The sequence below is a fragment of the Thalassolituus sp. genome, assembly GCF_984348125.1.
Genome location: NZ_CFHJLR010000028.1, coordinates 1 through 12,148, shown reverse-complemented (window position 1 = coordinate 12,148; position 12,148 = coordinate 1). Strand labels below are relative to the sequence as shown.

Here is a 12,148-nt window from a genome sequence, read left to right as displayed (position 1 = left end):
TGGCGCCAGAGAGTGTGGATGTTATGGCGGCGTCAAATAAGGCGATGACTGCAGTATCTGATCAGGTGGCGGAAACAGGACTTCATATCGAACACAGGAATCCATGCGGCAGGTCAGTGAGCTGGCGGCGCATGGGCGGGAGAGCTCAAATAAATCTAACGAGGCGGTCGGTGTGCTACTGAATACCTCGAATGAGATTAACGCTTACCTGTCAGGCTTGTCAGAATCGAGTGAAAGTCAGAACGCCCTGAACGAATCAGTCACAGAGCGATACGACTCAATCCGCTCAGCCATAGAGAAGGCCTTTTCTTCCACTTCGGAAGTGGCCGAAACAATTCAGAGACTCGAGAACGAAGGGGCTCAGGACTGGCCCTTGAGGCCGTAAGTCGTATTTCTAAGCCATTCCGCCAGGTCTTCATCTGAGAACTGCGTCACCTGTTCAGGTGCAATAGGCTCCCCAATCACCATCCGGATGGTTTTATTCTGCTTCTTAAGAAACTCAGCAGGAATCCGCAACGTACGGATCAGCGGATGTACCTTGCCGAGCAGGTGAAAGCTCAGGCTGTTCTGGCTATCAAAATAGATGGGGATGACCGGAACATCCGCGCGCTTAATAAGCCGCATACTGGAGAGTGACCAGCTTTTGTCTTTGATACCCGACTGACCTTTGTACCAGGTGGATACTTCTCCAGCCGGGAATAATCCAAGGCCCAGCCCTTTGCTCAACTGATCTAATGACTTCTGTGTACCACCCATGGCTTTCGGGCCGCTGTTCTCGAAAGGATTGACGGTGATGAACAGGTCAGAAAAGGGCTCAAAGTAGGCCAGCAGGAAGTTCGCAATGACCCGGTACTCGGGGCGTATACGGCCGATAATCAAAAGCAGAATGATGCCGTCCAGGAATCCGAAGGGATGATTCGACACCGTAATAAAAGGGCCGCTTTTGGGAATAACCTGAGCTAATCGTTCGACATCGTAATCTAACTGGATGTTCTGATCTTTCAGTGCGTCTTCAATAAGATCAATGCCATGCTGGCGATCAACACGGTCATAGATTTTCGTCAGCTGAGGAATTTTTAATAATCTGAGTACAATGTCAGCCTGCCATTCAGCGAGGCCTGACGCCTTTATCAATCCTTCCCGATCAATCAGGGGCATATCAGCAGTCCAGTCAGTCACGAAACGCTGGCATAATAACAGCCGCAAACAGCAGGGCAATAGCAGGAATAAGAATGTCGACGACCACAGATGTCATCATTATTGGTGCCGGAGCAGCAGGTTTATTCTGTGCTGCACGCACCGCCGCCGAAGGGCGCACGGTCACAGTACTGGACCACGCCAACAAGGCGGGTAAGAAAATTCTGATGTCGGGTGGGGGGCGTTGCAACTTCACTAACTACTACATCGAACCCGCCTGTTATCTCAGCCAGAATCCACATTTCTGTAAGTCAGCACTCTCCCGGTATACACAGTGGGACTTTATCGATCTGGTCAGTCAGTACGGTATTCCGTTCCATGAGAAGAAAGACGGGCAGTTGTTTTGTGATAACAAATCCTCGGACATTCTTGAAATGTTGCTTGAAGAGTGCCGTCGGGCAGGGGCTGAAGTACAGCTGAATACCTCGGTAGAGGAAGTCAGTAAGCGTGATATAGGCTTCACCCTGAAAACCTCGGCCGGTGATTATTCGTGTCGTTCGCTGGTGGTTGCAACAGGGGGGCCGTCGATACCGACTCTGGGGGCCACGGGCTTTGGTTATGATCTTGCCCGTCAATTCGGACATCAGGTGTTTGCGCCGCGCGCCGCACTGGTGCCATTTACCATTACAGATCAGTTGAGCACTTTGTGTAAGGCGCTCTCAGGTACCGCCTTACCAGCGTCTGTAACCTGTGGTGATCAGGTGTTTAATGACGACTTACTCTTTACCCACCGGGGCTTGAGTGGCCCGGCGATCCTGCAGATTTCTTCATACTGGACTCAGGGAGACACGGTTGAAATCAACCTTCTGCCGGGGATCGACCTGACTGAAGCCTTCAAAGAGGCCCAGCAACAGAAAGGTAAAACCCACCTCAAGACCTGGCTGGCGAGTCTGACAACACAGAAGTTTGCCGAACAATGGCTTGCCCATCACCAGTTTGAAGACCGCTTTCTCGCTGAAACGGGTAAGAAGACCATCAAGGCGCTGGCTGAGTCCCTGCATCAGTGGCGTGTCAGACCGGCGGGCACTGAGGGTTACCGGACCGCAGAAGTTGCGATTGGTGGCGTCGACACGACCGAGCTTTCGTCGCAGACGATGGAGTCCCGTAAGGTGCCGGGCTTGTTCTTTATCGGTGAGGTTGTTGACGTAACCGGTCACCTTGGTGGTTTTAACTTTCAGTGGGCCTGGGCCAGCGCTGCAGCCGCAGCGGAGGCTCTGGCTGCCGGGTAGACCAGAATGCCAACCTGCCTAATGTGACATTCTGGATATGGCCTTACGGGAATATTACGTAAGGTTCAGGCATGCATCACAGCTTTGTCTAGACTGAAATCAGTTCCCCTTGCTCGGAGTGATTTCATGGCGTTTGCAGATGCAGCAGACCAGGACAATGAGAAGCCCGTGAAACCCGTTATTCTTCTGGTTGATGACGAGGAAAATATTCTCAAATCCCTGACACGCTCTCTGGGTCGGCTGGATGTCGATATCACTACGGCGTCATCTGTCAGTGATGCACTCTACATACTCGAAAATACCGATGTCGATCTCGTCATCAGCGACATGCGTATGCCCGGTGCCGATGGCGCTGAGTTGCTTAAAACCGTTGCTGATCGGTCCCCGGATACGCTGCGATTCCTGCTCACTGGTCATTCCGACATGGAGTCTACGATACGCGCAATCAACGAAGGGCAGATTCATCAGTACCTGACCAAACCCTGGGACGATAACAAGCTTCGGGCTTTGATCGAAGAAAGCCTGCACACTCGCCTGCTTGAGGCAAGAAATCAGCGTCTCCAGACAGAACTTGTGAGCAAAAATCAGGAGCTGGAAGAACTTAACAGTTCGCTCGAGAAGCGAGTAACGGAACGAACAGAGGAGCTTCGCCTCAACGCCAGACTACTCGAGCACGCTTTTGACGATCTTCAGAAAAGCTACGGCCATGTGCTTCGTCTTGCTTCCAGCCTCGGTGCCTTGCGTGAGCCCGGCGCCGCTGCAGCAGCAGAGTTGCGCTCTTCCATGGCCGAGTCACTCGCAGAAGCACTAGGTTTTGCAGATTCAGACATCCGTGAAATCCGTGACGCATCCTTACTTGCGGATCTTGGCAATATAGGTTTGCCGGATGAGTTGTTGAATAAGCCGCTGGTGGAGTTCGACGGTGCCGATATGCAGCAGTACGCGCAGGTGCCGGTACTCGCTGAAGCCGCTTTAATGGGTATTCCGGGGATGCGTCATAGCGCCGCTATGTTGAGAAGTCAGTTTGAGCGGTTTGACGGTTCCGGATACCCCGATCATCTTTCCGGGTCTTCCATACCTGCGGGTGCACGCATTATAGCGATAGTAAGAGACTACACTGATCTTATCCGTGGGCGTTTCACCGGCGAAGAAATAGAGCCACAGCAAGCAAAAGCTGAGTTGGTTCGCCAGAGCAATATGAGATACGACCCGGCCATACTGAATATCTTTTGTGAGGAATGCGGTGCCTTCGACACCGAAAACCTTTCTGAGGACGCCTCTTATCTGGGGACAGATGAACTGGAAGCGGGAATGGTGTTAGCTCAGGACCTTTATAGTGAGAAAGGCATGATTCTGTTACGTAAAGGGCACGCTCTCACCAGTGAGCTGATCAGTCGTTTGAGTCACTTGCAGAACTGGTCGGGAAGAACACTGGATGTGGCGGTTGAAAAGCAAACCGATATAACCAAAGAGATAGGAGGGTGATATGAAAGGGGTAGTGTTCGACATCCTCAGAGACATGATTGAAGAAAAATTCGGCCTTGAAGGCTGGAACCAGCTCCTCGAGAAAGCGGGGTCACACGGCATGTACCTGTCGTCGGAAAGCTACGACGACAGTGAAATGGTTGCTTTGTTGGGTGCAGCTTCTGAAATGACGGGCCACGATATCCCCACCTTGCTTCGGACGTTTGGTGAATTCATGGTTACCGAATTCTATGGTCGCTTCCCGGTTTTTTTCGAGAACAGTGACGGCCTGATCGATTTTCTGAAGTCTGTCGACCAGATCGTACATGGTGAAGTACTTAAGTTTTATCCGGATGCAAACCTGCCGTCTTTTTCTTACGAAGAGGAGGGGGGGCATACGCTGACGATGATCTATAAGTCGCAACGCAAGTTATGTCATCTTGCTGAAGGCCTGATCAGTGGTTCTGCTAAGCATTTCAAAGAGCAGGTGAGTGTCCAGCAACCACAATGTATGCACCACGGAGATGAAACCTGCCATATTGTGATAACTGTTGGGGGGCCAGATGACTGAAGACTATCGTGCGGCTTACCTGAGGGAGAAAACGTTGCGGAAGCAGGCAGAGCAGATGCTCGAGGATAAATCCCGGGAGCTCTACGACTCATTCCGTAAGTTACAGCAAGCTCATGACAGTATGCAGGAGAACCAGAAAGCACTTCTGCATAATGAAAAAATGGCGTCTCTGGGTGTTCTCTCTGCTGGCGTTGCGCATGAAATCAACAACCCGATCGGCTTTATCTACAGTAACTTCTGCACCATGTCGGAAGGAATGTCAGATATTCAGACGTTTGTATTCACCATGGACAAGCTGGTTAACAGCGACGCCGATGGAGAAAAGATACGCGAGGCGTGGCGGGAAGGCCTGACGCGGTACGACGTAGAGTATCTGCTGATGGACTTCGAGAGTCTTACCTCCGAAACCATCGAAGGCCTTGAACGCGTCAAGCAGATCGTCGCGGATCTTAAATCCTTCACCCGGGAAGACAGCGGTGAAATGGACCTGGTCGACATCAATGAGTGTGTGCGCGGTGCTGTAAACATTCTCAGCAACCAGACCAAGTACCATGCCCAGGTACATGTCGATTATGGTGAACTGCCGAAGGTTAAAGGTTACTTCGGTAAGCTGAATCAGGTCTTCACCAACATGATCGCTAATGCAAATCAGGCTGTTGACGAGAACGGCGACATTCACATCTCCACAACCTACAACAACGGTTACATCGAGATCCGTTTCCAGGACAACGGCCACGGCATCAGTAAAGAGCATCTCAATCTGCTCTTTACGCCTTTCTTCACCACGAAACCTGTCGGAGAGGGTACAGGGCTCGGGCTGTCACTTTCCCACGGATTCATTGAGGAACATAACGGACGCATTACCGTTGAAAGTGAGATCGGAGAAGGCACAACTTTCACGATTTTCCTACCGCCCGCAGACGACTGAACTCCCTTTTATATCCATTCACTGGAAAAATAGTACATATAGATACTATTGATTTTAATTATGGGATCTAAAGCACTACTATTCGCTCTGTCAGAAGTCGCGGATCAGCAATTTCGCTGCTCCGTGAAACTTTTCAACCCACTCTTTTAAGGACTGACTTATGTCAACTTATCAAGAAGACATCAAAGCGGTAGCAGCGCTGAAAGAAGCAGCTGGTAGCCCATGGGATGCTATCGACCCAGAATCAGCAGCACGCATGCGCGCTCAGAACAAATTCCAAACTGGTCTGGACATCGCTCGTTACACTGCCAAGATCATGCGCGAAGACATGGCAGAGTTCGACAAAGACAAGACTAAGTACACTCAGTCTCTGGGTTGCTGGCACGGTTTTGTAGGTCAGCAGAAGCTGATCTCTATCAAGAAGCACTTCGGTTCTACTAAGCGTCGTTACCTCTACCTGTCTGGCTGGATGGTTGCAGCTCTGCGTTCTGAGTTCGGTCCTCTGCCTGACCAGTCTATGCACGAGAAAACTGCTGTAGCGTCACTGGTTAACGAACTGTACACCTTCCTGCGTCAGGCTGACGCTCGTGAACTGGGTGGTCTGTTCCGTGCCCTGGACGCAGCTCGCGAAGCTGGTGATTCTGCTAAAGAAGCAGAAATCCAGGGTCAGATTGACAACTACGAGACTCACATCGTACCAATCATTGCTGACATCGACGCTGGTTTCGGTAACGCTGAAGCGACTTACCTGATGGCTAAGCAGATGATCGAAGCGGGTGCTTGCTGCCTGCAGATCGAAAACCAGGTTGCTGACGAGAAGCAGTGCGGTCACCAGGACGGTAAAGTGACCGTTCCACACGCTGACTTCCACGCTAAGCTGCGCGCTCTGCGTTACGCATTCCTTGAGCTGGGCGTTGACGACGGTGTTATCGTTGCACGTACTGACTCTGAAGGTGCTGGCCTGACTAAAGAAATCGCTGTTGTTCGTGAGAAAGGCGATCAGGGTGACGTTTACAACTCATTCCTGGACGTTGAAGAAGTTAACGTTGAAGACGTTAAGAACGGCGACGTACTGCTGAACCGTGACGGCAAGCTGGTTCGTCCTAAGCGTCTGCCTTCTGGTCTGTACCAGTTCCGTCAGGGCACTGGCCACGAGCGTTGCGTATTCGACTGTATCGAAGCTATCAACGCTGGTGCTGACCTGCTGTGGATCGAAACTGCAGTACCTACAGTACACGAAATCAAAGGCATGATGGACGAAGTACGTAAAGTACACCCAGATGCGAAACTGGTTTACAACAACTCTCCATCATTCAACTGGACTCTGAACTTCCGTCAGCAGACCTACGATGCATGGGAAGCTGAAGGTAAAGACGTTTCTGCATACGATCGTAACAATCTGATGTCTGCTGAATACGACGATTCTGAGCTGTCTGCTGCTGCTGACGCTCGCGTTAAGACCTTCCAGGCGGATACTTCTCGCGAAGCGAACGTATTCCACCACCTGATCACTCTGCCTACTTACCACACGACTGCACTGTCTGTGGACAACCTGGCTAAAGAGTACTTCGGTGAGCAGGGCATGCTGGGTTATGTTGAAGGCGTACAGCGTAAAGAGATCCGTCAAGGCATCGCTTGCGTTAAGCACCAGAACATGGCTGGCTCTGACATGGGCGACGACCACAAAGAATACTTTGCTGGTGAGAACGCTCTGAAAGCCGGTGGTGCTAAGAACACTTCTAACCAGTTCTCTTAAGATCTGATTAGTTGTTCTAAAGAAGCGGCCTGCGGGCCGCTTTTTTGTGCCTGTCTCTTTTTGAGATGCAAAGAATGTCTTTGCGGTCGACGACCACAAAGCCATTTAAGAAAAGCGTTGCTGTTGAGAACGCTCTGAAAGCCGGTGGTGCTAAGGCCGAAAACTGCGTCCTGCGTTTTCGGCATTTCCGCCATCCTTGGCGGTCAACACCTCTAACCAGTTCTCTTAAGATCTGATTAGTTGTTCTTAAAGAAGCGGCCTACGGGCTGCATTTTTTGTGCCTGAGATTTATTGGTCTTCGACCTGTTGTAGGAGCTCAACGCGAAGCTTGAGCGATTCTGTAAGAGGGGAGCTTCTCCCCGACAATCGCGCATAGCCAGTCAAGCTGCCTGAAGCGCTCCTACGAGTTGACCAGCGGACCTGTAGGAGCTCAACGCGAAGCTTGAGCGATTCTGTAGGAGGGGAGTATCTCCCCGACAATCGCGCATAGCCAGGCAAGCTGCCTGAAGCGCTCCTACGAGTTAACCTGCCGACCTGTAGGAGCTCAACGCGAAGCTTGAGCGATTCTGTAGGAGGGGAGTATCTCCCCGACAATCGCGCATAGCCAGGCAAGCTGCCTGAAGCGCTCCTACGAGTTAACCTGCCGACCTGTAGGAGCTCAACGCGAAGCTTGAGCGATTCTGTAGGAGGGAAGCTTCTTCCCGACATCGTTATTACCCGATATATGTTCGGGGATATGATCCCCTCCTACATGTGCCATGGTCAGCTTCGGCGATGACAGTAAAATGACAACGGCAAGCCATTTCCGGAATCATGGCACAGAATGTGGTATTTTCCTGACACTTACATAAGAACTTCTTCCTATGTGGCTTGGAAAATGTTTCCATTATCACAACAAGAATAAAAACATTATTTCCTGAGAAGCACTAATAACCGCGTGTAACGCTGACCTGCAGCAGGTCATTCTTTGACAAAGTCGTCCAATATACTGATTTATAAGGATTTATTTTCAGTAGCTGACTGAATTGTAAGTAACGGACAAGCTTTTTGCTGTTTCCACTTCATCCGAAGTGGCCCCTGTCGCCAATAGACACAAGGTTACAGTTCGTTAACATTGCGTGGGTAATCTCAGCCGATGAGACAGCGCATTCTCACATTACGAAAGTAGAATAATTATGAGCCAAGCAGAAACCAGTGTGCAGTCAGGATCTTTCTTCTCTAAAGCCCACGAGTGGGTGGCACAGAGCCTGACGCAGCAGAACAAAATCAGCGCATACCTCGAACCTCTTATTCAGATGGCTGTACCAGGCTGGACGACCGAAGCGATCCGCTCAAAAGTCATCCAGGTACGCCCAGAGACTAACGATGTATACACACTGGTCATTCGTCCCGGAAAACGCTGGAAAGGCTTTACAGCCGGTCAGCACCTGCAGATTACCGCCGAACAGAACGGTACCCTTCAGACTCGTTTCTTTTCTGTATCGAGCGCTCCGGCACACTTCAGAAAAACCGGTCTGATCGAGATGAGTATTCGTGTTCAGGAAGGTGGTCGTGTAACCCCCTGGTTGCGTGAGGCATTTGCAGCGGGGGGTATCTGTAATCTGACCCAAGCAGAAGGCGATTTTGTCCTTCCTGCGGGCAATGACCCAGTTCTGATGATTGCTGGTGGTAGCGGTATTACTCCTTTCCGCTCAATGCTGAGCCAGATGGCCGCAACCGGCGACAAGCGCGACGCGCACCTTATGTTCTATGTTCGTGACGAAGCCAATGCGCTGTTCAAAGAAGAGTTCGAGAAAATTGCAGCTCAACACGACAATATTCGTGTGACCTTTATGAACAGTGCCGAAAAAGGCGTGTTCAGTGCGGAGCATATTCAGGAAGTCTGCCCAGACTTCGTAGAACGTAAAATCATGATCTGCGGCCCAACGCCAATGATCCAGCTCGTGCGTGGTGTTGTTGCAGAGCAGGGCGTTTCTGCTGAAAATATCATGTTCGAATACTTTGGCGCGGCTCCGATTGAACTTGACCGTGCTGACGCAAAAGATGCTTATGTGAACTTCGAGAAAGGTGGGGTTGCTGCGATGAGCAGTGCTGAAAACCCCGTTAGCCTTCTTGAGCTTGCCGAGCAAAATGGACTCAAGCCGCTGGCCGGATGCCGTGTAGGTGTCTGCCACCAATGCAAATGTACTAAAAAAAGCGGCGTAGTTCTGAACACTCTCACCGGTCAGTACTCAGACACTGGCAGAGAAGACATTCAGTTATGTGTGTCGGTTCCTGTCAATGATGTGGTGCTGGATGTCTAACGAGGAATATTATAATGACAACACATCTTCCTAGTGCCGAGACACTGGAATCATTCCATAAAGATCTGGATGAAATCCGCGACGACATCATGGCCAAAGTAGGTCAGGAGGACGCGAATTACATCCGTAAAATCGTGCGCGTTCAGCGTTTTCTTGAGCTGGGCGGGCGGGCCGTCATGGTCGCAGGTTTCTACCATTGGGTCTGGTGGTTAGTGGGTGCCGTAATGCTGGGCTGTGCCAAAATCCTGGATAATATGGAGATTGGGCACAACGTTATGCATGGCCAATACGATTGGATGAACGATCCGCACCTCAACTCACGCACATTCGACTGGGATAACGTCTGTGATGGTGAGTCCTGGCGACGCACTCATAACTACGAACACCACACATACACCAATATCATCGGCAAGGACCGTGACTTCGGTTACGACACTCTGCGTCTTAGCGATGATATCAAGTGGAAAGAGCATTATCGCTGGCAGCCAATCCGGCTGTTCGTATTGATGATGTCGTTTCAGTGGGCTGTTGCTTACCACGAACTGTTTGGTGAGCGCATCTTCATAGGTAAGCGCCGTCCAGAAGGCAAGTTACCTATTTCACATGCTGAGTTGATTAAAGACTTCTTTTCGAAAATTCGACGTGCAGTGTTCCGCGACTACGTATTCTATCCAGCCATTGTTGGTATCTTCCTTGGTTGGCCGATGTTCTTTGCCATCATTGCAGGTAACCTGGTCGCTAACCTGATTCGTAACGTGTGGGCGAACATCATTATCTTCTGTGGCCATTTTACCGAAGAAGTGCGCACCTTTAACGAAGATGAATGTGAGAATGAAACCCGTGGCCAGTGGTACTACCGCCAGATTCTGGGTTCGTCTAACCTCGAAGGCTCTAAAGTCATGCACATCATGAGCGGTCATCTGAGCCGTCAGGTAGAGCACCACCTGTTTCCTGATATGCCATCGTATCGCTATGGCGAGGCCGCTGAGCGCGTTCGCCAGGTATGTGCCAGACACAATATTCCTTACAACACAGGCACGCTTTGGGATCAGTACAAAACTGTCGTTGCGCGCGTGTTCAAATACAGCCGTCCACCGAAGAAAACAGGTGAAGTGGCTAACGCCTGATATCTGACTCCTGTCTGACAAAAGCGGCATCTTCCGGAAAGGAGATGCCGTTTTTTTATGCCTCTTACTTTTCCGAGCTGAGCAAACCGAACACTTTTCAGAGCAAAAATGTCCGACTTGGAAGTTCACCTCACCACCCTTGATAGGCCAGTAGTCAGGCCCTTCCGGAGTATTTACCTGCCTGGGTTCAGAAGTAAGCGCGTGCAACTGACTATTAATGAAATAGAGGAAAGGGTGACTTTCGTCGACACTGGCCGCTCTCTATATGACACTGACAACCAATGCCGTCGTGGCACGTAAAGTGCAATTCGCTGTCAGGCAATTGATTGATTGCTCAATAACAGAATAGTCATTTCAGGAGGATTAAAGTGACGACTCAGATACCAAGTGCAGAAACGCTGGAGTCATTCAAAAACGACCTCGACCAGATCCGGGATGAGACCATGGCCAAGGTGGGTACGGACGACGCCCGTTACATCCGCAAAGTCGTTCGTGTGCAACGCACACTTGATATCGGAGGCCGTGCAATCATGGTTGCAGGTTTCTACCACTGGATTTGGTTTGTTGTCGGGGCTGTCATGCTGGGGGTGGCCAAGATCCTCGATAACATGGAAATTGGTCATAACATCATGCACGGTGCCTATGACTTTATGAATGATCCACACCTGAACGGCACCACGTTCGAATGGGATAACGTGTGTGACGGTCAGTCCTGGCGCCGGACTCACAACTTTGAGCATCACACCTACACCAATATCATTGGCAAAGACCGTGACTTTGGTTACGACCTGCTGCGTCTGAGTGATGACACGCCCTGGAAACCACGCTTCAAGAATCAGTTCTTCTGGTACCTGGGTTTATCGACTTTCTTCCAGTGGGGGGTTGCTTACCATGAGCTGATTGGTGAGCGTGTATTCTTCGGTAAAAAGAAAGTAGACCGTGAGAGCGTTGTAACGAAGAAGCAGCTGGCTAAGGACTTCTTCTCTAAAATTCGCAAAGGCGTGTTCCGCGATTACCTGTTCTATCCGGGTGTTGTTGCTCTGTTTCTGGGGGGGCCAATGTTCTTCGGTATACTGCTGGCGAACATGGGCGCGAACCTGATCCGTAACTTCTGGGCGTCCACCATCATCTTCTGCGGTCACTTTACCGAAGATGTTCATACCTTCAGTGAAAAAGAGTGTGAGAACGAAACGCGCGGCCAGTGGTACTACCGTCAGATTTTAGGTTCTTCTAACCTTGAGGGCTCAAAGCTGCTGCATATTATGAGCGGTCACCTGAGCCGCCAGGTAGAGCACCACCTGTTCCCTGATATGCCATCGTATCGCTATAACGAAGTGGCAGAGAAGGTTCAGGAAGTCTGTCGCAAGCACAACATTCCGTATAACACAGGCTCGCTATGGAACCAGTACAAAACGGTGGTTGAGCGTGTATTGAAGTACAGCAAGCCAACGCCAGAAGAGAAGGCGGCCTTCAAACAAGCCAGAGCCTGATCTCAACGCACAAAAAAGCCGCTCAATGAGCCACTGCTGTCCCACAGTTTTGGGACAGCAAATGAAAAAGCCTGACTCCGAGT

10 protein-coding genes are annotated in these 12,148 nt (G+C 50.6%); 9 read left to right on the top strand and 1 reads right to left on the bottom strand.

The window, feature by feature from the left end; translation table 11 throughout:
* Positions 1 to 103: 103 nt before the first annotated feature.
* Positions 104 to 385 carry a hypothetical protein gene (locus AC5E51_RS15105; protein ID WP_068441144.1) on the top strand — a complete coding sequence of 94 codons (282 nt, stop codon included), beginning with the start codon at positions 104 to 106 and terminating at the stop codon, positions 383 to 385.
* Here AC5E51_RS15105 and AC5E51_RS15100 read toward each other — a convergent pair.
* Complete coding sequence (locus tag AC5E51_RS15100) at positions 361 to 1,158, bottom strand: lysophospholipid acyltransferase family protein (RefSeq protein ID WP_491778775.1); 798 nt, start codon at positions 1,156 to 1,158, stop codon at positions 361 to 363. The genes AC5E51_RS15105 and AC5E51_RS15100 overlap by 25 nt on opposite strands.
* Positions 1,159 to 1,232: 74 nt before the next feature.
* Between AC5E51_RS15100 and AC5E51_RS15095 the strand changes: the two genes are divergently transcribed.
* From AC5E51_RS15095 to AC5E51_RS15060, 8 genes are all read left to right on the top strand, one after another.
* Positions 1,233 to 2,426, top strand: coding sequence for a BaiN/RdsA family NAD(P)/FAD-dependent oxidoreductase (locus AC5E51_RS15095; RefSeq protein WP_491778774.1), 1,194 nt, complete (start codon positions 1,233 to 1,235; stop codon positions 2,424 to 2,426).
* Positions 2,427 to 2,552: 126 nt separating this feature from the next.
* A complete protein-coding gene (nosR, locus tag AC5E51_RS15090) occupies positions 2,553 to 3,911 on the top strand; it encodes a response regulator c-di-GMP phosphodiesterase, NosR family (RefSeq protein ID WP_301378560.1) in 1,359 nt (452 codons plus the stop codon).
* A gap of 1 nt (position 3,912) precedes the next feature.
* Entirely contained in the window at positions 3,913 to 4,461 is a 549-nt protein-coding gene (locus AC5E51_RS15085) for a heme NO-binding domain-containing protein (protein WP_301378559.1), read from the top strand.
* Positions 4,454 to 5,389 (top strand): sensor histidine kinase, encoded by a 936-nt coding sequence (locus AC5E51_RS15080; protein ID WP_301378558.1) that lies wholly within the window; start codon positions 4,454 to 4,456, stop codon positions 5,387 to 5,389. The genes AC5E51_RS15085 and AC5E51_RS15080 overlap by 8 nt, the downstream gene beginning before the upstream one ends.
* 160 nt (positions 5,390 to 5,549) lie before the next feature.
* Entirely contained in the window at positions 5,550 to 7,145 is a 1,596-nt protein-coding gene (locus tag AC5E51_RS15075) for an isocitrate lyase (RefSeq protein WP_301378557.1), read from the top strand.
* Positions 7,146 to 8,320: 1,175 nt separating this feature from the next.
* Positions 8,321 to 9,448 (top strand): ferredoxin reductase, encoded by a 1,128-nt coding sequence (locus tag AC5E51_RS15070; protein ID WP_297533394.1) that lies wholly within the window; start codon positions 8,321 to 8,323, stop codon positions 9,446 to 9,448.
* Between the two features lie 14 nt (positions 9,449 to 9,462).
* Positions 9,463 to 10,575 (top strand): fatty acid desaturase family protein, encoded by a 1,113-nt coding sequence (locus AC5E51_RS15065; RefSeq protein ID WP_491778773.1) that lies wholly within the window; start codon positions 9,463 to 9,465, stop codon positions 10,573 to 10,575.
* Between the two features lie 368 nt (positions 10,576 to 10,943).
* The gene (locus AC5E51_RS15060; protein ID WP_491778772.1) at positions 10,944 to 12,065 is read left to right on the top strand and encodes a fatty acid desaturase family protein; all 1,122 of its coding nucleotides are present in this window, start codon (positions 10,944 to 10,946) and stop codon (positions 12,063 to 12,065) included.
* The last annotated feature ends 83 nt before the right edge of the window (positions 12,066 to 12,148 follow it).

What these genes read in the sequence shown, in the direction of transcription:
- AC5E51_RS15105 (WP_068441144.1), top strand. Translation starts at nt 104, where the DNA reads ATGCGGCAGGTCAGTGAGCTGGCGGCGCATGGGCGGGAGAGCTCAAAT.
- AC5E51_RS15100 (WP_491778775.1), bottom strand. Translation starts at nt 1,158, where the DNA reads ATGCCCCTGATTGATCGGGAAGGATTGATAAAGGCGTCAGGCCTCGCT.
- AC5E51_RS15080 (WP_301378558.1), top strand. Translation starts at nt 4,454, where the DNA reads ATGACTGAAGACTATCGTGCGGCTTACCTGAGGGAGAAAACGTTGCGG.
- AC5E51_RS15075 (WP_301378557.1), top strand. Translation starts at nt 5,550, where the DNA reads ATGTCAACTTATCAAGAAGACATCAAAGCGGTAGCAGCGCTGAAAGAA.
- AC5E51_RS15085 (WP_301378559.1), top strand. Translation starts at nt 3,913, where the DNA reads ATGAAAGGGGTAGTGTTCGACATCCTCAGAGACATGATTGAAGAAAAA.
- AC5E51_RS15065 (WP_491778773.1), top strand. Translation starts at nt 9,463, where the DNA reads ATGACAACACATCTTCCTAGTGCCGAGACACTGGAATCATTCCATAAA.
- nosR (WP_301378560.1), top strand. Translation starts at nt 2,553, where the DNA reads ATGGCGTTTGCAGATGCAGCAGACCAGGACAATGAGAAGCCCGTGAAA.
- AC5E51_RS15070 (WP_297533394.1), top strand. Translation starts at nt 8,321, where the DNA reads ATGAGCCAAGCAGAAACCAGTGTGCAGTCAGGATCTTTCTTCTCTAAA.
- AC5E51_RS15095 (WP_491778774.1), top strand. Translation starts at nt 1,233, where the DNA reads ATGTCGACGACCACAGATGTCATCATTATTGGTGCCGGAGCAGCAGGT.